Source organism: Streptomyces manipurensis (assembly GCF_049570255.1).
GTDB lineage: Bacteria > Actinomycetota > Actinomycetes > Streptomycetales > Streptomycetaceae > Streptomyces > Streptomyces manipurensis.
This window is the reverse complement of sequence record NZ_CP186950.1, coordinates 7,016,972-7,039,351: the sequence shown is the minus strand read 5'-3', so window position 1 is coordinate 7,039,351 and position 22,380 is coordinate 7,016,972. Positions and strand designations below refer to the sequence as shown.

21 protein-coding genes and 2 pseudogenes are annotated in these 22,380 nt (G+C 74.5%); 14 read left to right on the top strand and 9 right to left on the bottom strand.

The genetic code is table 11. From position 1 onward, the window contains the following. Window positions 1-3: 3 nt before the first annotated feature. The 3 genes and pseudogenes from ACPU2J_RS31940 to ACPU2J_RS31930 all read right to left on the bottom strand — a co-directional run. Window positions 4-609: a GNAT family N-acetyltransferase gene (locus ACPU2J_RS31940; protein WP_365071560.1), complete on the bottom strand. Its 606-nt coding sequence runs from the start codon at window positions 607-609 to the stop codon at window positions 4-6. Further along, the gene (locus ACPU2J_RS31935; RefSeq protein WP_423834611.1) at window positions 606-1,832 is read right to left on the bottom strand and encodes a ThiF family adenylyltransferase; all 1,227 of its coding nucleotides are present in this window, start codon (window positions 1,830-1,832) and stop codon (window positions 606-608) included. Before ACPU2J_RS31935 ends, ACPU2J_RS31940 begins: the two co-directional genes overlap by 4 nt. 166 nt (window positions 1,833-1,998) lie before the next feature. After that, window positions 1,999-2,334 (bottom strand): annotated as a pseudogene (locus ACPU2J_RS31930) (TetR/AcrR family transcriptional regulator C-terminal domain-containing protein); the annotation flags it as partial. Window positions 2,335-2,366: 32 nt separating this feature from the next. Here ACPU2J_RS31930 and ACPU2J_RS31925 point away from each other — a divergent pair. After that, window positions 2,367-2,891: pseudogene (locus tag ACPU2J_RS31925) on the top strand (FAD-dependent monooxygenase); the annotation flags it as partial. Here ACPU2J_RS31925 and ACPU2J_RS31920 read toward each other — a convergent pair. Continuing rightward, on the bottom strand, window positions 2,890-3,276 hold the full coding sequence (locus ACPU2J_RS31920) for a winged helix-turn-helix transcriptional regulator (protein ID WP_365489115.1): 387 nt from the start codon (window positions 3,274-3,276) through the stop codon (window positions 2,890-2,892). The pseudogene ACPU2J_RS31925 and the gene ACPU2J_RS31920 sit on opposite strands and share 2 nt — an antisense overlap. A gap of 109 nt (window positions 3,277-3,385) precedes the next feature. Here ACPU2J_RS31920 and ACPU2J_RS31915 point away from each other — a divergent pair, with 109 nt between their 5' ends. Then, complete coding sequence (locus ACPU2J_RS31915; protein WP_423834610.1) at window positions 3,386-3,793, top strand: RidA family protein; 408 nt, start codon at window positions 3,386-3,388, stop codon at window positions 3,791-3,793. Window positions 3,794-3,959: 166 nt separating this feature from the next. Here the strand turns inward: ACPU2J_RS31915 and ACPU2J_RS31910 are convergent, their stop codons facing one another. Further along, complete coding sequence (locus ACPU2J_RS31910; protein ID WP_361604912.1) at window positions 3,960-4,319, bottom strand: ArsR/SmtB family transcription factor; 360 nt, start codon at window positions 4,317-4,319, stop codon at window positions 3,960-3,962. 168 nt (window positions 4,320-4,487) lie between these two features. Between ACPU2J_RS31910 and ACPU2J_RS31905 the strand changes: the two genes are divergently transcribed. Beyond that, the gene (locus ACPU2J_RS31905; RefSeq protein ID WP_420078520.1) at window positions 4,488-5,858 is read left to right on the top strand and encodes an MFS transporter; all 1,371 of its coding nucleotides are present in this window, start codon (window positions 4,488-4,490) and stop codon (window positions 5,856-5,858) included. A 49-nt stretch (window positions 5,859-5,907) separates the two neighbouring features. Continuing rightward, the gene (locus ACPU2J_RS31900) at window positions 5,908-6,765 is read left to right on the top strand and encodes a M15 family metallopeptidase (protein ID WP_420078521.1); all 858 of its coding nucleotides are present in this window, start codon (window positions 5,908-5,910) and stop codon (window positions 6,763-6,765) included. A gap of 51 nt (window positions 6,766-6,816) precedes the next feature. On the opposite strand, the gene ACPU2J_RS31895 is transcribed toward ACPU2J_RS31900, so the two are convergent. Further along, entirely contained in the window at window positions 6,817-7,464 is a 648-nt protein-coding gene (locus tag ACPU2J_RS31895) for an ATP-binding protein (RefSeq protein WP_423834609.1), read from the bottom strand. A 178-nt stretch (window positions 7,465-7,642) separates the two neighbouring features. Between ACPU2J_RS31895 and ACPU2J_RS31890 the strand changes: the two genes are divergently transcribed. The 6 genes from ACPU2J_RS31890 (at window position 7,643) to ACPU2J_RS31865 (ending at window position 14,614) form a co-directional block, all read left to right on the top strand. Then, the gene (locus ACPU2J_RS31890; RefSeq protein ID WP_420078523.1) at window positions 7,643-8,251 is read left to right on the top strand and encodes a TetR/AcrR family transcriptional regulator; all 609 of its coding nucleotides are present in this window, start codon (window positions 7,643-7,645) and stop codon (window positions 8,249-8,251) included. Between the two features lie 137 nt (window positions 8,252-8,388). Then, on the top strand, window positions 8,389-9,306 hold the full coding sequence (locus ACPU2J_RS31885; RefSeq protein ID WP_420082285.1) for a cyclase family protein: 918 nt from the start codon (window positions 8,389-8,391) through the stop codon (window positions 9,304-9,306). Window positions 9,307-9,490: 184 nt separating this feature from the next. After that, window positions 9,491-11,071 (top strand): GMC oxidoreductase, encoded by a 1,581-nt coding sequence (locus ACPU2J_RS31880; RefSeq protein ID WP_420078524.1) that lies wholly within the window; start codon window positions 9,491-9,493, stop codon window positions 11,069-11,071. 210 nt (window positions 11,072-11,281) lie between these two features. Continuing rightward, entirely contained in the window at window positions 11,282-12,076 is a 795-nt protein-coding gene (locus tag ACPU2J_RS31875) for an SDR family oxidoreductase (RefSeq protein ID WP_365490145.1), read from the top strand. Between the two features lie 34 nt (window positions 12,077-12,110). Then, on the top strand, window positions 12,111-13,574 hold the full coding sequence (locus tag ACPU2J_RS31870) for a cytochrome ubiquinol oxidase subunit I (protein WP_420078525.1): 1,464 nt from the start codon (window positions 12,111-12,113) through the stop codon (window positions 13,572-13,574). Further along, window positions 13,571-14,614, top strand: a complete 1,044-nt coding sequence (locus ACPU2J_RS31865) for a cytochrome d ubiquinol oxidase subunit II (RefSeq protein WP_420078526.1) — start codon at window positions 13,571-13,573, stop codon at window positions 14,612-14,614. The genes ACPU2J_RS31870 and ACPU2J_RS31865 overlap by 4 nt, the downstream gene beginning before the upstream one ends. A gap of 44 nt (window positions 14,615-14,658) precedes the next feature. On the opposite strand, the gene ACPU2J_RS31860 is transcribed toward ACPU2J_RS31865, so the two are convergent. After that, window positions 14,659-16,506 carry a glycoside hydrolase family 15 protein gene (locus tag ACPU2J_RS31860; protein WP_423834608.1) on the bottom strand — a complete coding sequence of 616 codons (1,848 nt, stop codon included), beginning with the start codon at window positions 16,504-16,506 and terminating at the stop codon, window positions 14,659-14,661. 263 nt (window positions 16,507-16,769) lie between these two features. On the opposite strand from ACPU2J_RS31860, the gene ACPU2J_RS31855 reads away from it, so the two are divergent. After that, window positions 16,770-16,961, top strand: a complete 192-nt coding sequence (locus ACPU2J_RS31855) for a hypothetical protein (protein ID WP_365489146.1) — start codon at window positions 16,770-16,772, stop codon at window positions 16,959-16,961. Here the strand turns inward: ACPU2J_RS31855 and ACPU2J_RS31850 are convergent. Further along, window positions 16,945-20,241, bottom strand: coding sequence for a BTAD domain-containing putative transcriptional regulator (locus ACPU2J_RS31850; protein ID WP_423834607.1), 3,297 nt, complete (start codon window positions 20,239-20,241; stop codon window positions 16,945-16,947). The genes ACPU2J_RS31855 and ACPU2J_RS31850 overlap by 17 nt on opposite strands. A 193-nt stretch (window positions 20,242-20,434) precedes the next feature. Then, window positions 20,435-21,412, bottom strand: coding sequence for a LuxR C-terminal-related transcriptional regulator (locus ACPU2J_RS31845; RefSeq protein WP_420078529.1), 978 nt, complete (start codon window positions 21,410-21,412; stop codon window positions 20,435-20,437). Between the two features lie 221 nt (window positions 21,413-21,633). Here ACPU2J_RS31845 and ACPU2J_RS31840 point away from each other — a divergent pair, with 221 nt between their 5' ends. The 3 genes from ACPU2J_RS31840 to ACPU2J_RS31830 are packed head-to-tail and all read left to right on the top strand — an operon-like array spanning window position 21,634 to window position 22,376. Further along, complete coding sequence (locus tag ACPU2J_RS31840; RefSeq protein ID WP_420078530.1) at window positions 21,634-21,825, top strand: hypothetical protein; 192 nt, start codon at window positions 21,634-21,636, stop codon at window positions 21,823-21,825. A gap of 9 nt (window positions 21,826-21,834) precedes the next feature. Then, entirely contained in the window at window positions 21,835-22,152 is a 318-nt protein-coding gene (locus ACPU2J_RS31835) for a hypothetical protein (protein ID WP_420078531.1), read from the top strand. A gap of 11 nt (window positions 22,153-22,163) precedes the next feature. Further along, entirely contained in the window at window positions 22,164-22,376 is a 213-nt protein-coding gene (locus tag ACPU2J_RS31830) for an MbtH family protein (RefSeq protein ID WP_361604956.1), read from the top strand. The last annotated feature ends 4 nt before the right edge of the window (window positions 22,377-22,380 follow it).

Sequence of the window (22,380 nt, the reverse complement as noted above, 5' to 3'; positions counted from 1 at the left end):
GGCTCAGACCCGGTCGAGCGGGCGGACACCGTCGAGGATCGCGAGTTCGTTCCCGCTCGCCTGGAGCTTCCACTCGGGAGCCACGGCGGCGTAGGTGGTGACGTCGTGCCAGCACCCGCGGGTGCTGAACAGCTGGCGGAGGGTGGCCTCGGGGCGCAGTCCTGCCGCGTGCATGACCCTCGGCATGTGGTGGTGGTCGCTGCGGTGCCCGGCCCAGATGCGGTGCAGGCCGAGGTGCCCGAAGCCGTAGGCCATCAGCAGCCGTCCGGCCTCGTGCCCGTGTCCGCGCACCGGGGAGCCGGGCAGCAGCACCAGGCTGGTGAGCATGGCGTTGCTCCCGTAGTCCTCCACGAGCAGTCCCATGGTGCCGAGGAAGGTGTCGTCGTCCGGCGCGCAGACGGCCAGGGTGTACCGGCGGCGCGGGTGCGCGTGGGGCTGGGCGAGGCTGCGGGCGAAGGTGTCGTGGGCCTGGCCGGGGTCCATCCGGTCCACGCCGAGGAAGCGGGTCAGGACGCGGTGGGTCAGGATCCGCGCGAAGGGCTCGTGGTCGTCGGCGTGCAGCTCGCGCAGCCGGAGGTGCTCGCCGCGCAGTACGGGTACCCGGTTCACAGGGCGGCTCCGTGCCGTGCGGGCCGGGGTGCCCGGGCGGGGACGAGTTCGTCGAGGTCGATGCGGTGCCGTCCGGAGGGCAGCGGTTCGCCGAGCAGGATCCGGCGGGCGGCGTCGGTGACGAGGGCCGCGCCCAGCATGACCCCGTCGGCGAGCTGGGGCCAGCTGGAGAGGGTGCGGCCGATGCGGGGCAGGGCGTCCGCCATGGCGGGGCTCAGCTCCTGCGCGTCGACGACGCGCAGGAGGAAGTCGACGGTCCCGGCCCGGTCGAGGCCGCGCACGTCGGCGGCGGTGGTGTCGCCGATGCGGCCGTGGAAGAGCGGCCGGGCGGGTTCGGTGTTGTAGCGCTCGATGTCGAGCATGCCGCGGTCGTTGGTGTCCATGAGGACGGGAACGCGGTGGCGCCGGGCGTGTTCGCGGGCGGCGACCTTGACCCACGCGGTGTCGCACTCCTCGATGAGCACGTCGATACCGGAGCCCGCGCCGGACCCGTCGCCGCCGTGGCCGGCGCCGTCGTCCGCGCCGTCCGTGCCGTCCTCCGCCGCTCCGAAGAACGCGCCGATGTTCTCCTCGGTGACGCCCTCCCGGTGGATCTCGACGTCCAGGTAGGGGTCGAGCTCGTACAGGCGCCGGGCGCACAGCACGGTCTTCTCCAGGCCGAGTTCGTGGACGCCGGCGCGCAGCCGGTTGAGGTTCGACAGGCTCAGCCGGTCGAAGTCGGCCAGCCGGAAGGCCCCGCCGACGCCCTCCATGGCGCAGGTCAGCGCCGCGCTGCTGCCGACGGAGAGCCCGATGACGCCCACGCGCCGCCGCAGCAGGCCCCGTTGCTGCTCACGGGTGATCCGGCCGCGGTTGCGGTCGGTGCGGACCAGGCGGAACTCCTCCTCGGGCAGCACGTGGACCAGGCGTCCCGACCACGGGTACCAGACCCACCTGCCGTACGCCTCGGCGCGACCTCCGGTGACCTCGGAGACCGCCCGGTGCAGGGCCGCGGGGCCGAAGGGCTCCGCGGGCGCGAGGGCGCGCACGAGCTCGGCCACCTGGTCCTCGATGCGGTCGTGGACCTCGCGCAGCAGGGGCGAGTCCCGCAGGGCGGCCAGGGTGGCCGCATCGGCGGGCCGGGCCGGGTCCAGCAGCACGGGACGAAACGATTCGCTCGCCCGGCCGGGCGAGGGCAGCACGAAGGTGTCCGGCTCCGTGCCGGACTGCATGAAGTGAGTCACGGCCAGGACGCTAGCAATCGGACGATCTTGGACGGGCGGCCGTCACCCCGGGGGGCGCATTCGAATTGATCTTCTACTCGAATGCGCTCCCCCGCGCCCCGAACACCCCTGAACGCCCCCTGAGCGCGCCGGCCTCCCGCGGGGCCGGGGCGCTCCCGCCCACCGCTCACGCCATGCCGTAGCGGGCCTCGATGCCCGCGACGATCAGACCGAGGCCTTCCTCGAGGGCGGCGGCGCGGTCCTGGAAGTGGTCCGCGCCGGCGGCCGCCGCGAGGGGGAAGTCCGCCATCCGCGCGGCCCGTTCGTCGATGCCGTACCCCTCGCGGCGGTCGCCCGGGAGGGGTACGACCCCCTGCTCCTCGGTGACGAACCCCAGGGTGAAGAGGTACGTGGTGGTCAGGGCCCGCACGGCCCGGGTGGGGTCGAACCCGGCGGCGGCGAAGGCGCGCAGGTTCTCCTCCAGCTGGACGGCGTGCTCGGTGCCGGTGAAGCGGGAGCCGCTGACTTAACAGCGTTAAGGAGAATGTCGTGAACGTGCGCGCAGACCGCACCGAAGTGCTCGTCGTGGGGGCCGGCCCCACCGGGCTGACGCTGGCCGCGGACCTCGCCCGCCGCGGGGTACGGGCCCTCGTCGTCGAACGGGCCGACGCCCTCTTCCCGGGCACCCGCGGCAAGGGACTCCAGCCCCGCACCCTGGAGGTCCTCCACGACCTGGGCGTGCTCGACGCCGTCCTGGCCGCCGGCGGCCCGTACCCGGTCGGCATGATCTGGCAGGAGGGGGTCCGGGTCGGCGAGCACCGGCTGTCCGACGAGGTCGCGGCCGACGAGGGCGCCCCGTTCGCGGGTCCGTGGACGCTTCCCCAGCGGCGTACGCAGGAGATCCTCGCGGCGCGGCTCGCCGAACTGGGGGGCACGATCGCCTTCGGGCGGGAGGTGGCGGGCATCGAGCAGGACGCCGAGGGGGTGACGGTCGCCTTCACGTCGGGCCCGCCCGTTCGCGCGCGCTACGTCGTGGCCGCCGACGGCGGCCGTTCGACCCTGCGGCGCGCCCTGGGGATCAGGCGTCGAAGCGGTGGCGGGCCGCCTCGATGTGACCGAGGTGGCGGTGCGTCCAGTCGCACATGCCGTCGATGGTCACCCGCAGGGCGCGGCCCGGCTCGGTGAGGGTGTACTCGACCCGCGGCGGCACGGTGGGGTGCACCGTGCGCAGCAGCAGGCCGTTGCGTTCGAGCATGCGCAGGTTCTGCGTGAGCATCTTGTGGCTGATGCCCTCGACCTCGTCGCGCAGTGCGCTGAAGCGCAGGGTGCGGTCGCCCACCGCCTCGATGATCAGCAGCGCCCACTTGTTGGCGATGTCCGAGAAGATCTCCCGCGCCAGCGAGTCCGCCCGCGTCACGTCCGCCGGGTCCGTGCCCTGCGTGGCCGTGACCTGCTTGGTCACCATGAGGTTCCCCCGTTACCGAAAAGTGCGTTCTTCCAGGTCAGGCCTCACTCTCCTACGGTTTCCGAGTAACCACAAGAGAGCATGGGCTCAGGGAAGAGGCGGGCACGACATGGCCATCACACTGGTGAACCCGGAAGGACTGCCGGAGATCGACGCCTACCGGCAGGTGGCGATCGCGACGGGGTCGAGGCTGGTCTTCGTCGCCGGACAGGTCGCGTGGGACGCCGACGGCGTCACGGTGGGGGCGGACGACCTCGCGGCGCAGGTCGAGCGGTGCTACCTCAACGTCGCCACGGCGCTGGCGGCCGCCGGGGCCACCCTCGCCGACGTGGCGAAGCTGACCGTGTACGTCGTCGACTGGACGCCCGGCATGATGCCCCTGCTCCAGGAGGGGATCGCACGGGCCGCGGCGAAGCTGGGCGTCACCCCGGTACCGCCGGCCAGCCTGCTGGGCGTCGCGGCGCTGGACGTCCCCGAGCACCTGGTCGAGATCGAGGCCACCGCGGTTCTCGGCTGACGCCCGCCGCGCCGCGCGCTGCCATGAACGGCGCGCGGCGGGGTAGGCGCGGGACGCCGGGGTGCGGTTCGGCCATCCAGGCCGCGACGGGACCGCACCCCGGCCACGAGGCCCGTCGGCGCAAGCCGCCGGGCCCGTGCTCGTTCCGCCGGTGCGGGCCGGGGGCTCAGTCGTGCGGGGCCTCGCCGGTGACCCGGTGGTCGGCGTGGCTCAGCGCCTCCAGGACCAGCCGGCGCAGGTGGCCGTCGCGGAGCCGGTAGTGCACGTGCCGACCCTCCCGGCGGGTCTCCACCAGCCCGGCGAGCCGGAGCTTGGCCAGGTGCTGGCTGACCGCCGTGCGCGACGCGGCGCACCGCTCGGTGAGCGAGCCCACGTCGGACTCCCGCTCCGCCAGCAGCCACAGCAGGTGGAGCCGGGTGGCGTCCGAGAGCATGCCGAACACCGCGGCGGCCTCCTGGAGGCGCGCGTCGTCGGGCGCGCCCAGATGCGCATCACCCGCAGGTGGAACCGATTCGCTGACTGGCATGGGCACAGCCTAAGTCCCGGCCGTCCGGCAGACCGGGGAGTGCCCGCCATCATGTGCACACATGCGCACATGTATGTACGGTGGAGGGGCGGGCACCGCAGTCCCGCCCCGTCCGGTCCGGCCCGTCCGGCCCGTCCGGCCCGTCCGGCCCGCAAAGGAGGTGCGCACATGCTCTCGGTCCTGCGCCACCGCACCTACCGGCGCCTGTTCGGCGCCCAGGTCGTCGCCCTGGTCGGCACCGGCCTCGCGACCGTCGCGCTCGGCCTGCTCGCCTACGACATCGCCGGCTCCCGGGCCGGCTCCGTCCTGGGCACCGCCCTGGCGATCAAGATGGTGGCCTACGTCGGCATCGCACCCCTGGTCGGCGCCCTCGCCGACCGGCTCCCCCGGCGCGCCCTGATGGTCGGTTCCGACCTGCTGCGCGGGGCGGTCGCGCTGGCCCTGCCGTTCGTGGACCAGGTCTGGCAGGTCTACGTACTGATCTTCGTCCTGCAAGCGGCCTCCGCCGCCTTCACCCCCACCTTCCAGGCCGTCGTCCCGGAGCTGCTGCCGCGGGAGCGGGACTACACCCGGGCCCTCTCGCTGTCCCGGCTCGCCTACGACCTGGAGAGCCTGTTCAGCCCGGCCCTGGCGGCCGCGCTGCTGACCGTCGTCGGATACGACCGGCTCTTCCTCGGCACCGTCGCCGGGTTCCTCGCCTCGGCGGTCCTGGTGGCCTCCGCCGCGGTGCCCCGGCCCGCGCCCGCCCCGCGGGCGGGCGGCGGGGTGTACGCGAAGGCCACCGCGGGCGGCCGGCTGTTCCTCAGGGTGCCGCGGCTGCGCGCCCTGCTGTGCCTGAACCTCGCGGTGGCCGCGGCGAGCGCCATGGTCACGGTCAACACCGTCGTCTACGTACGGAGCGAACTGTCGCGCGGCGCCGGCGACGTGGCCCTCGCCCTCGGTGCCTACGGCGCCGGATCGATGGCCGTGGCGCTGGCGCTGCCCCGCGCGCTCGACCGGATCTCCGACCGCACCGTGATGACGGGCGGGGCGGTGGCCCTGCCGGTGGTCTTCGCGGCCCTCGCCGCCCTCACCTCGTTCACGGGGGGCGGCTGGCGGTGGCCGGCCCTGCTGGCCGCCTGGGCCGTCTTCGGCGCGGCCTGCTCCCTGGTGCTCACCCCGACCGGCCGGGTCCTGCGCCGCTCGGCGCCGCCCGGGGAGCTCGGCCGGTTGTTCGCCGCGCAGTTCTCGCTGTCGCACGTCTGCTGGCTGCTCACCTATCCGCTGGCGGGATGGCTCGGCGCCACGGCCGGGCTCCTGACCGCCGCCGTGACCCTGGGGGCCGTCGCCGCCGTGGCGGCGGGGGCGGCGGCCCGGCTGTGGCCCGCAGCGGAACCGGCGGCCGAGGCGGAGGCGGAGGGTGAGGGCGAGGAGCACGTGCACACCGGGCTGGAGCCGGGCCACCCGCACCTCGCCGGAGCGTCCAGGACCTCCGGCGGGTTCCGGCACCGCCACTGCCCGGCGCACGACGCGCTGCACCCCGCGCCGGCCGGCGGCTGACAGGGTGGGGCGGACACCTTCCGCACCGTCCGCGCCGATGGAGGACCGGATGACCGTCCCCCCGCCCCCGCAGCACCCCCAGCGCCCGCACCGCCGCACGGCACGTCGTGCCGTGACCGCCGCCGTCGCCGCGGCCACCGTCCTTGTGCTCGCCCCGGCCACCAGGGCCGGGGCGGAGGCGCGGACCCCCGGGCTCCGGGCCCCCCGCGCGTTCGTGACGCTCGCCTCGGTGGACCCGACGATCCGCCAGGACATCCGCTACGCGGGCCCGCGCAATTTTGTCGGCGACCCGATCGACGGCTACCGGGAGCCCGTCTGCATCCTGACCCGCCCGGCCGCCGACGCGCTGCGCCGGGCCCAGGCCGCCCTGCTGCGCCAGGGCCATGCGCTGAGGGTGTACGACTGCTACCGGCCGCAGCGGGCCGTCGACCACTTCGTACGGTGGGCCGAGGACCCGGACGACCAGCGGCACAAGGCGGAGTTCTATCCGCGCGTCGACAAGTCCCGGCTGTTCGAGGACGGTTACATCGCCAGGAGGTCGGGGCACAGCCGGGGCAGCACCGTGGACGTGACGCTCGTACGGCTGCCCGACCTGCCCGCGCACCCGCCGCGGCCGGGGCGGGAGCCGGGGGCCTGCGACGCACCCCGGGCCGAGCGGTACCCCGACGGCCCGGTGGACATGGGGACCGGGTTCGACTGCTTCGACACCCTGTCGCACACCGACGACCCGCGCGTCGGGGAGGCACAGCGCGAGAACCGCCGGCGCCTGAGGACGGCGCTGGCGGCGGAGGGCTTCGTCAACCTGCCCGAGGAGTGGTGGCACTTCACCTACCGGCCGGAGCCGTTCCCCGACAGCTACTTCGACTTCCCCGTCGCGCGCCGGTCGGTCGCCGGGCACCGCCCCTGAGCACGGTGGGCCGTCCGGGCCGACGGTGCGGAACGGGCCGCGCGGAGCAGGTCAGGCCGTGCGGAACCGGTCAGGCCGGCGGTCGGCACGCAGGGCCCCCGGCGGCACGGACAGCGAGAACCAGGTGGCCTTGCCGACGGCCGTCCACGAGCTGCCCCAGGACTCGCTGAGCAGGTCGAGCAGCTCCAGGCCGCGCCCGCCCTCGGCGGCCGGGCCGGCCGTGCGGCGCACCGGGCCGGCGTCGCTCGTGTCCTCCACCACGCACATCAGGCGGCCGTCGAGGGCCCGGAGGTTGAGCCGTACGGGGCCCCGCGAGTGCCGCAGGGCGTTGGTGACCAGTTCGCTCACGAGGAGTTCGGCGGTGTCGACCGTGTCCGCGTCCCCGGCCAGGCCCCAGCCCCGCAGGCGTTCGCGGACCAGCCGGCGGGCCCGGCCGGCCGACGCGGGATCGCGCACCAGCGGCCAGGAGGCCTCGCGGTCGGTGGCCCGGCCGGCGGGGGCGCAGAGCGGGCGCAGCGGCTCCAGGCTGCGGGCCCAGAGGGCGGCGTTCCGGGTGAGCCACGACCCCGAGGCGTTCCTCCGCACCCATGGCGCTCGACGCGGCCCGACCGGCACGGCCGCCGGCACGGCGGTCGGCAGCGCCGTCCGGTCGCGTCGCAGGGGGCGCCGGAGCAGGACGGTGGAGCGGGCCATGGTCATCAGTCCCTTCTGTGCCGGTGGCCCGGACGGTAGGAGGTGCGACGGGGCCGGGGAACCTCGGCCGCCGTTCACGTAGCAGGTGCTACATTTACATCATACACGTAACGGACATTACGTTAAAGTTTTGATATTACATCTCATACCGGACACCGCTCACGTCCCGCCTCCGGAGGTGCCCGTGCCCCGACCGGTCGATCCCGCCAAACGCCGCGACCTGCTGCGCCGGGTCCGCGGCTACGTGCTCGACCACGGCCTGTCCGACCTGTCCCTGCGCCCCCTGGCCCGGGCCGTCGGCACCAGTGACCGCATGCTGCTGTACTACTTCGTCACCAAGGAGCGGATGGTGGCGGAGGCTCTCGCCCTGGAGGAGCAGCGCCCCCTCATCCGGCTGCGGCTGCTGCTGGAGCAGGCGGGAGACCCGCCCCGGGACGCCGCGGCCCTGCGGCGGACCATCGAGCGGGCCTGGCGGCAGTTCGGGGTGCCGGAGATGCGGGCGGTCCTCCCGCTCTACCTGGAGATGATGACCACCAGCGTCCTGCACCCGGAGCGGTACGGGCCGGTGATGCGCGAGGTGCTCAACGGCTGGACCGATCTGCTCTGCGGGCTCTTCGTCGGCCTGGGCCTGCCGGCGGCGCGGGCCCGGACCGAGGCGACCCTGCTCGTCGACGGCATGTTCGGCCTGCTGGTCGCCCCCCTGGCCGACGGCGACCGGGAACGGGCCGACCGGGCCTTCACCCTGCTGCTGGACCGCCTCGAACCGGGCTGGCGGGCCGCGGCACCCGCGTAGGACGCGGCGGCCGGCCACCGGGATGCGCGGGCCGCGGCCGCGGCGGACAGTGGATGCGGAGCCTTCGCCAGAGCAGGAGGACCCGCGTGACGGACGTGACGGACGAGGCGACACCGCACCCGGCGGACTCGCCTTTCATGACGGAGGCCGCCTTCCGCGACCTCCACGCCGCCCTGCGCCGGACCGCGGACGCCACCGGCGACGAGCGCCGGCGCGGCACCCTCGCGCACCTCACCCCCGCCCGCGTGGCCGCGGCCGCCGCCGGCGTGCGCCACGGGCGCACCGTGTCGCTGGCCGCTCCCATCGAGACGCGGCCGGGCCCGGACGACCCCCAGCCCGCCGTCTACCGGCTGACCGCGCCCACCGCCCGGGAGAGCGGCGCTCCGGGGGTGCACTTCGCCCTGGACCGGTTCGCGATGAACGTGCACGGCGACGCCCACAGCCACCTCGACGCGCTGTGCCACGTCGTGTTCGACGGCGAACTCCACGGCGGCCTCCCGGAGAGCCGCCTGACCTCCGACGGCGGTCGGGGGCTCACCGTGGACCTGGTGCGGAACGGGATCGTCGGCCCCGGGGTCCTGCTGGACGTCCCCCGGCTGCGCGGCGTCCCCTGGCTGGATCCCGGGGACTGCGTGACCGTCGACGACCTGCTGGCCGCCGAGGAGGCACAGGGGGTGCGCGCCGGTCCGGGCGACCTGCTGCTCGTCCGTGTGGGGCACCGCCGCCGGCGCCGGGAGACCGGCCCGTGGGACGCGGCGCACGCGCGGGCGGGCCTGCACCCGACGTGCGTCCGGCTGCTGGCCGACCGGCAGGTCTCCGTCCTCGGTTCGGACGGGAACAACGACACCGCCCCCAGCCCGGTGGCCGGCGTCCCCTTCCCGGTCCACGTCCTGGCCCTGCACGCCCTCGGCATGCAGCTGATGGACTATCTGGACCTGGACGGGCTGGCCGGCGCCTGCGCGGAGCTCGGCAACTGGCGCTTCCTGTGCGCGGTGGCCCCGTTGCGGCTGCCCGGCGCCACCGGCTCGCCGGTCAACCCGATCGCCGTCCTGTGACGGGGCGTCGCGGGCCGGGCGGCCCCGCCACGGGCGCGCCCCCGGCCGCCGCGTCTCCCGGCCCCCGCGTCCCCGGCCTCCCCCGGGTGCCGCACCGGCGGGGGGCGTATACGTTCGAAGGGGGATCCCGCCGCGCCGGACCCGTTCGGAGAGCCGGCGCCGCAACCCGAGGACGGTGGTCGCCGTGAACGACGCTCCGCACTACGACGTCATCGTCGTCGGGACGGGAGCGGGCGGCGGCACCCTCGCCCACCGGCTCGCCCCGTCCGGGAAACGGATCCTGATCCTCGAACGCGGCGGGTTCCTGCCCCGCGAGCGGGACAACTGGGACTCCACGGCGGTGTTCGTCAAGGGCAAGTACCGGGCGCCGGAGTTCTGGCTGGACAAGCACGGCCGGGAGTTCCCGCCCGAGGTCAACTACTACGTGGGCGGCAACACCAAGTTCTACGGCGCGGCCCTGTTCCGGCTGCGCCCGGAGGACTTCGGGGAGCTGCGCCACCACGACGGCATGTCCCCGGCCTGGCCGGTCCGTTACGAGGACCTGGAGCCGTACTACACCCAGGCCGAGCACCTCTACCGGGTGCACGGCCGGCACGGGGAGGACCCCTCCGAGGGCCCGGCGAGCGCCCAGTACGCCCACCCTCCGGTGGAACACGAGCCGCGCATCCAGCAGTTGAGCGACGACCTGGAGAAGCAGGGGCTGCACCCCTTCCACCTGCCGATCGGGGTCGACCTGGTGCAGGACGCGGCCGGGCGGGCCACCCCGTCGAGCGTCTGCATCCGCTGCAACCGGGTGGACGGGTTCCCCTGCCTGGTGCGCGGGAAATCCGACGCCCAGGTGGTCTGCGTGGAGCCCGCCCTGCTCCACCCCGGGGTGGAGCTGGTCACCGGAGCGCACGTGCTCCGGCTGGAGACCGACCCGACCGGACGCACGGTCAGCTCCGTCGTGGCCCGGCTCGACGGCGGTGAGGAGGCCCGTTTCTCGGCGGACATCGTGGTCGTCGCCTGCGGAGCGGTCAACTCGGCCGTGCTGCTCCTCGCCTCGGCGAACGACCGGCATCCCCGCGGGCTGGCGAACTCCTCCGACGTCGTGGGCCGTTTCTACATGCGCCACAACAACCTCGCCCTCATGGCGGTGTCCAAGGAGCCGAACGACACGCAGTTCCAGAAGACCCTCGCCCTGCACGACTGGTACCTGGGGGCGGACGACTTCGACTACCCGCTGGGCGGGATCCAGATGCTCGGCAAGTCGGACGCCGAGCAGATCCACGGCGAGGCCCCCCGCTGGGCCGGGGCGGTCACCCCGAACATGCCCTTCGCGGTCATGGCCCACCACTCGGTGGACTTCTGGCTGTGCGGAGAGGACCTCCCCCTGCCGGACAACCGCGTCACCCTCGACGGTGACGGCCGCGTCCACCTCGCCCTCGACGAGACCCACAACACCGCCGGGCTCGACCGTCTGCGGCACAAGCTCCAGAGCATGCTGGGACACCTCGGCATGCACGAACACCACCTGCTGGACCACAGCCTCTACCTGCACAAGGGCATGCCGATCGGGGCCACCGCGCACCAGGCGGGCACCGTCCGCTTCGGCACCGACCCGGCGTCGTCCGCCCTGGACGTGCACTGCAAGGCGCACGACCTGGACAACCTGTACGTGGTGGACACGAGCTTCTTCCCGAGCATCGGCGCGGTGAACCCCTCGCTGACGGCCATCGCGAACGCCCTGCGGGTCGGCGACCATCTCCTCGAACGCCTGGGCTGATCCACGGCGGGGCACCGCCGACCGGGCGAAGATCCTGGTCCGGGTGGCGCAACGCGCTTCGCGGCGGCCCGCCCCCGCCCCGGCCCGGTGATTGGGTGACGCCGGACCCGCCGGGTGCCGTCGCCCGGACGGCGCGGGCCGGCGGCGCGGAGGAGGCGGACGGTCGTGAGTTCCACCGAGACAGGACCCCGGGGAGTGATTCCCGCGCACCTGCTCAAGGGCCAGAAGGCGCTGGTGACCGGCGCCAACTCCGGGATCGGCAAGGCGACCGCCATCGGTCTGGGCCGGGCCGGGGCCGACGTGGTCGTGAACTACGTGGCCGGCCGGGAGGAGGCCGAGAAGGTCGTCGAGGAGATCGCGTCCTTCGGGGTGCGCGCGGCGGCGTACGAGGCGGACGTCTCGGACGAGGCCCAGGTCGTGGCCATGACGAACCGGATGGTCGAGGAGTTCGGGACCATCGACATCCTCGTCGCGAACGCCGGACTCCAACGGGACGCCGCCTTCACCGAGATGACCCTCGCCCAGTGGCAGAAGGTCATCGACGTCAATCTGACGGGGCAGTTCCTGTGCGCCCGCGAGGCGACGAAGGAGTTCCTGCGGCGCGGGGTCGTCCCGGAGGTCTCCAGCGCCGCCGGGAAGATCATCTGCATGAGCTCGGTGCACCAGATCATCCCCTGGGCCGGGCACGTCAACTACGCCTCCTCCAAGGGCGGCGTGCAGATGATGATGGAGACCCTGGCACAGGAGCTGGCGCCGCACCGGATCCGGGTCAACGCGATCGCCCCGGGGGCGATCCGGACGCCCATCAACCGCAGCGCGTGGGACACCGAGCAGGCCGAGCAGGACCTCCTGAAGCTGATCCCGTACGGGCGGGTCGGCGACCCGGAGGACATCGCCCACGCCGCCGTCGGTCTCGCCTCCGACCTCATGGACTACGTCGTGGGCGCCACGCTGTACGTGGACGGCGGCATGACCCTGTTCCCGGGCTTCGCCACCGGCGGCTGACCTCACCTCCCCGCCGGTCCCCGGAAAGGCACGCATGCACACCACGCTCCACCTGCTGGCGGAGGCCCCGCCCCAGATGCTGCCGGCGCGATCGCTGATGGCCTTCACCCTCGCCTCGCACATCATCCTGGTGCCCCTGGGCGTGGCCCTGCCGCTGATCACCCTGATCATGCACGGCTACGGGCTGCGGCGGGGCGACGCGACCGCCCTGCTGCTGGCGCGCCGCTGGTCGGCGGTGATGGCGGTGCAGTTCGCGATCGGCGTCGTGACGGGCACCGTCCTGTCCTTCGAGTTCGGGCTGCTGTGGCCGGGGCTGATGGGCCGGTGGGGCGACGTGTTCGGGATCGGGTTCGGGGTCGAGGCCTGGGCCTTCTTCCTGGAGGCGGTCCTCATCGCCATCTACCTGTACGGCTGGCGCCGGCTGCCCGCCCGGACCCACTTCCTGCTCGCGCTGCCCCTGCCGGCGGCCGCGCTGCTCGGCGCCTTCGGGATCCTGGCCGCCAACTCCTGGATGAACACCCCCCGGGGCTTCACCCTCGACGCCGAGGGCAACCCCGTCGACGTGGACGTCCGCAAGGCAATCTTCACCCCGATGTTCGGGCCGCAGTACTGGCACTTCGTCGTCGCGATGCTGGTCACTGCCGGGTTCGTGGTGGCCGGTGTCTACGCCAGCGGCTGGCTGCGCGGCCGTCGCGACCGCTACCACCGGCTCGGCTTCACCGTCCCGTTCACCGTCGCGGCCGTCTTCACCCCCGTGCAGTTCGTCCTGGGCGACGCGATCGCCCGCGCGGTCTTCGAAAAGCAGCCGGTGAAGTTCGCGGCGATGGAGATCGTCTGGAACACCGACACGCACGTCCCGGAGTACCTCTTCGGGCGGCTCCATCCCGACGGGACCGTCACCGGCGGCATCAAGATCCCCCAACTCGACTCCATCCTGGCCGGCTTCAGCCCCGACACCCGGGTGCAGGGCCTGTCGTCCGTCCCGGCGGAGAACCGGCCCACCGTGGCCCAGGCGACCCTCATCCACTGGACGTTCGACATCATGGTGGGCATCGGCTCGGTGCTCCTGCTGCTGGTCCTCTGGTACGCCTTCGTGTGGTTCCGGCGCCGCAGACTGCCCGCGTCCCCGTGGTTCTACCGCAGCGCGGCCTGTGCCGGAGTGGCCAGCGTGATCGCCGTCGAGTGCGGCTGGATCACCACCGAGGTGGGCCGCCAGCCCTGGATCGTCTACGAGAACATGCGTGTCGCCGAGGCGGTGACCGGCGCCCGCTCCGGCTCCCTGTGGGCCATGTTCTGGCTGATCGTCGTGGTGTACGTCTTCATCTTCGGGTCCTTCCTGGCCGTGCTGCTGAAGATGCGCACCCGATGGCGCGAGGACGACGAGCGGCGTGCCGGACCGGGCGCCGCGCCGACGCCCGAGGAGGACACCCCCTACGGTCCCCGGCCGCCGGTCGCGGCCGGCGAGGGCGCGGGCCCGGCCGAGGGGGGCCGGACATGAGCGCCGCCACCCTCGTCGCGTTCGTCATGCTGCTCGCCGTGGCCGCCTACACCTGTGCGGGCGGCACCGACTACGGCGCCGGCTTCTGGGACCTGACGGCGGGCGGGGCGGAGCGGGGCAAGCGGCCCCGGTGGCTGATCGACCACGCCATGGCCCCCGTCTGGGAGGTCAACAACGTCTGGCTGATCTTCGTCCTGGTGATCATGTGGACCGGGTTCCCCGTCTTCTTCCAGACCGTCTTCTCCGCCATGTGGCTGCCGCTGGCCCTCGCCGCCGTCGGGATCGTGCTGCGCGGCGCCGGGTTCGCCCTGCGCAAACCCACCCGCAGGCTGGCCGGACGGCGCGTGTACGGCGCCGTGTTCGCGATCTCCTCCCTGCTCACGCCGTTCTTCCTCGGCGCCGCCGCGGGCGGGATCGCCTCCGGGCGGGTCGGTCCGGGCATCGAGCCCACGGCGCACGCCTGGTACAACCCGACCTCCGTGTTCTTCGGGCTGCTGGCCGTCGTCGGCACGGCGCTCCTCGGCGCGGTCTTCCTCGCCGCGGACGCGGTGCGCTACGAAGCCCCGGATCTCCACGCCTACTTCCGGCGGCGGGCCCTGGCAGCCCTGGGCGCCGTCGCCGTACTGGGCGCCGTCACCCTGGCCGTCGCACACGCCGACGCCCCGCACCTGTGGCACGGCCTGAGCCACGGCGCCGGGCTGTTCTTCCTCGTCGTGTCCGTGCTGGCCACCGTCGTCACCGGCTGGCTGCTGCTGCGCACCTCCGGCGCCTGGTCGCGGGTCTCCGCCGTCGCCGTGATGGGCGCGGCGGTGATCGCCTGGGGGCTGGCGCAGCGCCCGTACCTCATCCCCGGCCGGCTGACCGTGGCCGAGGCGGCCGGGGCGCCGAGCACCCTGCACTGGCTGGTCATCGTGACCGCCGTGGCCGTGGTCCTGGTCTTCCCGGCGGTGGCGGTCCTGTACCGGCTCGACACCCGGGGCGATCTGGAGCCGCTGTCCGACGCGGACCTGCGCCGGGGCGACCCGGAACCCGGTGCCTGAAGGCCCCCGCCCGGGGCGGGGACGTCTGCGGGCGCGGGGGCGGTTCAGCCGCGTGCCGAGCCCCGGTTGAGGGCCGCGTCGAGGGTGATGGCCGCGTCGATGAGCGCCAGGTGCGTGAACGCCTGCGGGAAGTTGCCGAGCTGGCGTCCGGTCAGGGCGATCTCCTCGGAGTACAGGCCGAGGTGGTTCGCGTAGCCGAGCATCTTCTCCAGGACCAGGCGGGCCTGGTCGATGCGCCCGGCCCGGGCCAGCGCGTCGACGTACATGAAGGTGCAGAGCGAGAAGGTGCCCTCGGAGCCGCGCAGGCCGTCGGGCGAGGCCTCCGGGTTGTAGCGGTACACGAGGCTGTCGGTGACGAGTTCCTGCTCCATGGCGTCCAGGGTGGAGGCCCACACCGGGTCCTGGGGGGTGAGGAAGCCGACGGTCGGCATGCGCAGGAGCGAGGAGTCCAGCACGTCGCTGCCGTAGTGCTGGACAAAGGCGCCGCGGCCTTCGTTCCAGCCCTTCTGCATGACCTGTTCGAAGATCCGGTCCCGGGTCTGGTTCCAGCGCTGCATCGGCGCGGGACGCCCTCCGGCCGCGGCCAGCCGCAGGGCCCGGTCGAAGGCCACCCAGGACATCACCCGGCCGTAGGTGAAGTCCTTCGCCCCGCCGCGGGTCTCCCACAGGCCCTCGTCCGCCTGGTCCCAGTGGTCGGCCAGCCAGTCCAGGACGTGGACCATGCCCGTCCAGCCGTGGTAGCCGAGGTGGATGTCGTGCCCGTGTGCGAAGAAGATGCTGTCCAGCGCCTCGCCGTAGATGTCCATCTGGAGCTGGGTGGCGGCCCCGTTGCCGATGCGGACGGGCGCGGAGCCTTCGTAGCCCTCCCAGTGGTCGAGGGTCTCCTCCTTCAGGTCGGAGGAGCCGTCCACCGCGTACATGATGTTCAGCGGTCCCGTCTCGCCGTCGCCGCCCGCGCGTTCCTTGATGCGGTCGTCGAGCCATCCGATGAAGGCCTTCGCCTCCTCCGTGAACCCCATGCCGAGCAGCGCGTACACGGAGAACGAGGCGTCCCGGATCCAGGTGTAGCGGTAGTCCCAGTTGCGCTCGCCGCCGAGCTGCTCCGGCAGTCCGGCGGTGGGGGCCGCGACCACGGCCCCGGTGGGGGCGTAGGTCATCAGCTTGAGGGTGACCGCGGAGCGCTCGACCGCCTCGCGCCACCGGCCGGTGTAGCGGGAGGTGCTCAGCCAGTTCCGCCAGAAGCCGATGGTGGCGTGGAAGAGCTCCTCGTACTCGGCGACGCGCATCTGCCGGGGTGGCCCGTCGGCTGCCGATTCCAGGACCAGGCCGCGCTGCTGGCCGGCCTGGAGGCGCAGGGTGAGGTGCAGGTCGTCGCGGTCGCTGGTGAGGAGCTGGGCGAGGCGTTCGTCGTCCGGCTCGCGGACCGTGTGCACGGTCAGGGTCGTGGTGCCGGCGGTGAAGACCGCCCCGGCCTCGGTGACGTGCAGCTCGTGGGACGCCCGCCCGTAGTCGAAGCGGGGCGCGATGTCGACCTCGAAGGTCATGCTGCCGCGCACGCAGCGGACCATGCGCACGAGCCGGTGCCGGTCGGTGGCGGTGGTGCCGGTCAGCGGCATGAAGTCGACCACCTCGCCCGCGCCCGCCTCGGTCATGAAACGGGTCACCAGGACCGCGGTGTCGGGCAGGTACAACTGCTTGGTCGCGTAGGTCTCGTGGCCCGGGCGGACGGTGCAGTGCCCGCCCTTGTCCTTGTCGAGGAGGGCCCCGAAGACGCTCGGTGAGTCGAAGCGCGGGCAGCAGAACCAGTCGACCGCCCCGTCGGAGGTCACCAGCGCGGCGGTCTGCAGATCGCCTATGAGGCCGTGGTTCTCGATCAGCGGGTACTCGTCCATCGAGGCGTCCCTTCCGGCAAGCGTCGCCGCCCGGATCTCGGCCCCCCGGTCCAGCGTATGCCGGGGCGGGGACGCCGTCCCGCCGAGCACCCACCCCCTTGCCGTACACCGTACGGTGAGGGACTCGGAGCCTCGCCGCCGGCCGCCCTCCGCCGGCCGCGTATATGAAATGTAGATGGGCGGCTGTGAGAGTCCTCGGCAGAACAGAACGCACGCCAGCCGGGTGCCCCGCACGGGACCCGGACCGACAGTCAGGACCCCCTGTGCCGCACCTCCACCCGTCCGTCACGCGCCGCCTGGCCCTCCTCGTCCCCGCCGCGCTCGCCGCGCTGATCGCCGTCGGCGGTACGGCCGGCGCCCCGGCCGGCAGCGCGGGCCAGGACACGACCGTGTCGGCGGGCGACTCGCTGCAGCGCCCGCCCAAGGACCACAACGAGTTCAACAGCCGGGCCTGACCGCCGTCGACGCCTCCAGCAGGGCACGGGCCTCCCCGGCTTCGGGGAGGCCCGCCCGGGTGAAGGCGTCGAGTGCCTCCTGCGCGTGGCTCCTGGCCTCCTCGTGCCGGCCGGCCTCCCGGCAGACACCGGCGTGGACCAGCAGGGCGTAGCCCCGGTCCCGGCCCCGGCCGGGGGCCGTGCGCAGATGGGCCAGCGCCCGGGCGGAGGCGTCCAGCGCCTCCCCGGTCCGGCCGAGGGCGCCCAGGGTGCGGGCGTAGCGGTAGTCCGCCTGCGCCCGCTGGCCCGGGATCCGGACCGCCTCGCACAGGGCGAGGCACTCCTCGTACGCCGCGACGGCCTCTCCCAGGCGGCCCAGCTCGTGCAGGGCCTGCCCCCGCACGCACAGCGCGTGCGCGACGCCGTGCTGGTCCGCCATCTCCCGCAGCGCGGCGAGCGCCTCCTCGCAGGCCGGCAGTGCCTCGGCGGCGCGTCCGCCGCGGATCCGGGCCAGGGCGGCGTTCAGGGTGATGGTCAGGGCGCCGGAGCGGTGGCCCTGTTCCCGCGCGAGGACGAGCGCCTCGTCGAAGTACTCGGCCGCCTCGCCGTAGCGCTGCTCGAACTGCGCGATCACGCCGAGGTCGTTGTACGCCTGCTGGAGGATCGCGCGGTCGCCCGCCCGGCGGCAGGCCTGCGCGGCCAGCTCGGAGGCCGTGCGGGCACGGCCCAGATCGGTGGCCTGGAGCGCCGCGTTCCCGATGAGGAAGTGGGCGCGCCCGGCCGCGCGGTCGTTCCCGCACAGCACCGCGGCCCGGGCCAGCTCCGCGGCCGTCGCCGTGATCCGCGCGTACGGGATGTCCTGCCCGAAGGAGCTCAGCGCGACCAGCAGGTCCGCGGCCACCGTCAGATGGGCGGTGTCCGCGCCCCCCGGACGGCGCACCGCGAGCTGCACGGCGTGCAGTGCGCAGTCGAACTCCGCCACCACCCAGGCACGGGCCTCGGTGAGGCTCCCGAGACGGCCCTCCCCCGGATCCGCGGTGGCCGCGACGATCGAACGGTGCACCGGGTCGCCCGGGATCATCCACTGGAACGCCTCCGCCGCCATGCCCAGCAGGTGGTGCAGGAGCCGGCGGCACAGCGCCTCCTCGGGGTCGTCGGCCGGAGCGGGCAGGTTGAGCGCGAAGTCCCGGCCCAGCTCGTGGTGGCGGTAGCGGCCGGGCTCGGGCGATTCGAGCAGGGCCGCGTCCACCAGCTCCTCGAGCAGGGTCTCGGCCTCCGGCTCGGGCAGGCCGAGGGCGGCCGCCGCGGCGGCCAGGGCGATGCCCGGACGGGAGACGGGGGCCAGCCGGCGGAACACCGCCGCCTGGGGGCCGGTCAGCTGGCGGTAGCCCAGTTCGAAGACGGCGGCGACGGCCAGGTCGTCGGCCCGCAGCTCGGTCAGCCGGCGCCGCTCGTCCGCGAGGCGGGCCACCAGGTGGGCGACGGTCCACCCCGGTCGGGCGGCGAGCCGGGCGGCCACGATCCGGACCGCCAGGGGCAGCCGGGCGCAGGCGGTGACCAGCGCGGCCGCGGCCTCCTCCTCGCGGTCCACGCGGGCGTCGCCGACGATGTGGCGCAGCAGCCCGAGCGCCTCCCGCGGGGTGAACTCGGCGAGCTGGACGTGGTGTCCGGACAGCAGTCCGCCCAGGCGGGCCCGGCCGGTGACGATCACCCCGCAGCCGGCGGCGCCCGGCAGGAGCGGCTTGACCTGGGCGGTGTCCCGGGCGTCGTCCAGCAGCAGGAGCAGCCTGCGGCCGTCGACGACGGTCCGGAAGAGCCGTGCGCGGTCCTCCGCCGAGGCGGGCACCTCGCGCCGGGGCACCCCGAGGTCGGCCAGCAGGCCGGCCAGTACGGTGCCGGGGTCGGCGGGGTCGGTGCCGGTGCCGCGGAGGTCGGCGTAGAGCTGGCCGTCGGGGTAGGCGTCCTTGACCTGGTGCGCGACCCGCAGCGCGAGCGCGCTCTTGCCGATGCCGCCCATGCCGCTCACGGTCCCGACCGCCAGGGCGGGGCGCGCCGGGTCGGTGAGGGCCGCCGCGAGGCCCGCCAGCTCGGCCGCCCGGCCGCTGAAGTCCGTGATGTCGGCGGGCAGCTGGGCCGGCCGGGCGTGGGCGGCGTCCGCCACGGGGGCGGCGGCCGGCGCGTGTCCGGGGGTACGGGCGGCGGGGATCCGGATGCGGTGCGGTCCCGCGCCGTCGGCCGGAGCGCGGCCGGAGCGGTCCTGCCCCGGGGAGCCCGCGGGGTCCCCGGCGACGGCCGGTCCGTAGGCCGGCTCCCCGGCCGGGTCCGGGCCGGGAGCCGTGCGCGCGGGCGTGCCCGTGGGCGGCATCGCCACCGGGCCCCCGGCGGGCGCCGGCCCGGTGGGGTCGTCGGCCCGCAACACTCCGGCGCGGGCGGGCGGGACGGGGCCCCGTTCCCCGGCGTGCGGTGCGGGAGCGGCGGCCCGCGCGGCGGGCGGACGGGCGGCGGCGGGAGCGGCCGCCCCGTGCGGGGTGCGGGCGGGCGGGTGGAGGGCCGGGTCGCCCGAGAGGATGCGGGCGTGCAGGTCCCGCAGGTCCGGGCCCGGGTCCAGGCCGAGTTCCTCGGCCAGCACCTCGCGCGCCCGGCCGAAGACGGCCAGGGCGTCGCCCTGCCGTCCGGCGGCGTACAGCGCCCGCATCAGGAGGCCGTACGGCCGCTCCCGCAGCGGCACCTCCCGGATGAAGGAGGTGAGTTCGGGAACGGCGCGGTCGTGTCGGCCGAGGAGGACGTCCACCTCGAAGCGCTCCTCCAGCAGGTGCAGCCGCAGCTCGGCCAGGCGGGAGCGCTGGCTCTCGGCGAACGGGCCCGGCACCCCCGCCAGCGGTTCGCCCCGCCACAGGGCGACGGCCTCGGCGAGGGCGTCGGCGCAGTCGTCCAGCTGCCCGGCCGCGTGGGCGCGCGCGGCCTTCGCGGCCAGCTCCTCCACGCGTACGGCGTCCACCGAGCCGGGCGGCACCGCGAGCCGGTAGCCGTCGTTGGCGGACTCCAGGACCTGGGCCCCGGCCTTCCCGGAGCTGCCGCCCTCCAGCAGCTTGCGCAGCCGCCAGACGTAGGTCCGCAGGATCATCACCGCGGAGCCGGGGGCGGTGTCCCCCCACACCGCCGAGGTCAGTTCGTGCAGCGGGACGACATGGCCGGCGCGCAGCACGAGTGCGGCCAGGGTCGCCTGCTGCTGCGGCGGCCCACCGGTCAGAACGGGTCCGCCGAGGGACATCCCCACGGATCCGAGCACGAAGAATTCCACGACTTCCCCCTGTGCGCGCGCACAGCTCCACCCGGCGGTCGGTCCCCAGATGTCCTGGCCCGCCGATGTACGGAGCGTCATCCTAAGGGGTTTGTGTGACCATGCCATCGAATGCACGGCGACGGCGCGGCGGCACGGAGACGGCACCCGGGGGGCACGGCCGGCAGGGGGCGGGAGGGTCCGGGGCCGCCCGTCAGACCCATCCGAGGCGGGCGGCGCGCGTCCCGGCCTCGAACCGGCTCCGGGCGCCGAGCCGTTCGGTCAGCGAGGCCATGATGCGGCGTGCCGTGCGGGCCGAGATGTGCAGTTGACCCGCGGCGGACTCGTCCGTGTGCCCCTCGGCCAGCAGGCCCAGCAGCGATCGTTCCTGCTCGGTGGGGACGTAGACGGCTTCCGCCGGGTCCGTGCCCAGCGGCACCGCGGCACCCCACTCCCGGTCGAAGAGGGCGACCAGCGGGGCGATCATGCCGGGGGCGGAAAGGCACAGCGCGCCCTGGCGGCTGTCCGCCGGGTCGATCGGGACCAGCGCCCGGCTCCGGTCCACCAGCACCATGCGCGTCGGCAGTGAGGCGACCGTGCGGAAGGCGCCGCCCCGCTCGACCAGGGCCCGGCTGTAACGCAGGGTGGCCGGATCCGTCCGCACCAGGTCCAGGCCGATCGTGCGGATCGCGATGCCCCGGCCCAGCGCGAGGGCGTCGTTGTGCTCGGCGGCCTCCAGCGCGGCCGCGGACTGCGGGCCGCCGGGCATGAAGGTGAGCACCTCGCTGGTGGCCTCGAACGCCAGCCGCTCCAGCCTGCGCTGGACGGCGTCGAGTCCGGACAGCCGCTCCACGCCCTCGGCCGGGCGGCCTGCGGAGCCAGTGCCCGCGAGGATGCGCACCAGGGCCTGCTGGTGGCCGGCGGCCTGGCGGTGGCGCAGGAGGAGTTCCTCGTGCTGCTGTTCCAGGAGCCGCTGCATGCCGAGGACCGGGTCGACGACGGTGAAGCGGCCGGGCGCCTCGAAGGACGCCTGGACCAGGCGCAGCGCGAACAGCCGGTCGAGGCAGGCGCGGATCAGGTCGGGCTCCGTCCCGAGCCGGGCTGCGAGTTCGGCCAGGCCCAGTTCGGGCCGGGCCAGCATCTCCTCGTACACCGTCTGGTCGAGCGGCTCCAGGCCGAGCGTCACGGACATCGCATTCCCCTCTTCGCATGGGGTCGCCCCCGTCCATCGGCGACCAGCCTGCCCGCCGGAGATCTACGGGAGATAGACGCCGTCGCACGGACGCCGGATGTCCCAAAGCGTCCTGGCCGCTTCCGCCACCCCGGACCCCGTTCCCCCAGGTCAACGGGGCGGTGAGGATGGGGGCGTGCCGCTCGGCACCTCCGTCTCCCACTCCCGATGAGGGCACCTCCATGACTTCTCGCGTCCACTCCGCAGTCCGTCCGGTCCGTACCGCCGTCGTCGGCGCCGCGGCCGCCGCGGTCGCCTCGGTCGCCTGCGCCGCCGCCTTCGCGTTCGCCGTCGGCGGCCCGTCCGGTACGGACGTGCCCGCTCCGGCCCCGGTCCGGGCGGCCGCGGCCCCGTACGGCCTCATCTGGGACTGACGAGGCGGCGTGGAGCTGACACTCGTCACTCTCGTCCCGGCCGACCCGAGCGCCGGCCACCTCCCCCCGGACGACGCCCTGCTGCTCGGCCTCCTGAGGTCGGCGGCCCGCCCGGAGGAACGCCTGGAGCACATCAGCGTGCGCAGCGGCCCGTACGGCGTGGACCTCGGCCTCTTCACCGTGGCGACGCCCGGCCGCAGCGCCCGGGACGCCGCGCTCGCCGTCTGCCGCCGCGCCCTCGTGGCGCCCTCCCCCTTCCACGGCTGGCTCATCGCCACCGGACCCGCCCGCCTCGCGCGACCCGCCGCGAGCCCCACCACGACGTGACAGGAGCACCCGTGACCAACCCCTTCGAGGACGACGAAGCCACCTACTTCGTCCTCGTCAACCAGGAGAACCAGCACTCCCTGTGGCCCGCCTCGATCGAGGCGCCCGCCGGCTGGAGCGCCACCCACGGCCCGGCCGGGCGCCAGGACTGCCTGGAGCACATCGAGGCGCACTGGACCGACATGCGCCCGGCCGGCCTGGTCGCCGCACTCGGGGAGGCCTGAGCCG

Excerpts from the sequence above, each read along its gene's own strand:
- ACPU2J_RS31920 (WP_365489115.1), bottom strand. The coding sequence starts at position 3,276 with ATGGTGACCAAGCAGGTCACGGCCACGCAGGGCACGGACCCGGCGGAC.
- ACPU2J_RS31915 (WP_423834610.1), top strand. The coding sequence starts at position 3,386 with ATGGCCATCACACTGGTGAACCCGGAAGGACTGCCGGAGATCGACGCC.
- ACPU2J_RS31910 (WP_361604912.1), bottom strand. The coding sequence starts at position 4,319 with ATGCCAGTCAGCGAATCGGTTCCACCTGCGGGTGATGCGCATCTGGGC.
- ACPU2J_RS31905 (WP_420078520.1), top strand. The coding sequence starts at position 4,488 with ATGCTCTCGGTCCTGCGCCACCGCACCTACCGGCGCCTGTTCGGCGCC.
- ACPU2J_RS31900 (WP_420078521.1), top strand. The coding sequence starts at position 5,908 with ATGACCGTCCCCCCGCCCCCGCAGCACCCCCAGCGCCCGCACCGCCGC.
- ACPU2J_RS31895 (WP_423834609.1), bottom strand. The coding sequence starts at position 7,464 with ATGACCATGGCCCGCTCCACCGTCCTGCTCCGGCGCCCCCTGCGACGC.
- ACPU2J_RS31885 (WP_420082285.1), top strand. The coding sequence starts at position 8,389 with ATGACGGAGGCCGCCTTCCGCGACCTCCACGCCGCCCTGCGCCGGACC.
- ACPU2J_RS31870 (WP_420078525.1), top strand. The coding sequence starts at position 12,111 with ATGCACACCACGCTCCACCTGCTGGCGGAGGCCCCGCCCCAGATGCTG.
- ACPU2J_RS31865 (WP_420078526.1), top strand. The coding sequence starts at position 13,571 with ATGAGCGCCGCCACCCTCGTCGCGTTCGTCATGCTGCTCGCCGTGGCC.
- ACPU2J_RS31860 (WP_423834608.1), bottom strand. The coding sequence starts at position 16,506 with ATGGACGAGTACCCGCTGATCGAGAACCACGGCCTCATAGGCGATCTG.
- ACPU2J_RS31845 (WP_420078529.1), bottom strand. The coding sequence starts at position 21,412 with ATGTCCGTGACGCTCGGCCTGGAGCCGCTCGACCAGACGGTGTACGAG.
- ACPU2J_RS31840 (WP_420078530.1), top strand. The coding sequence starts at position 21,634 with ATGACTTCTCGCGTCCACTCCGCAGTCCGTCCGGTCCGTACCGCCGTC.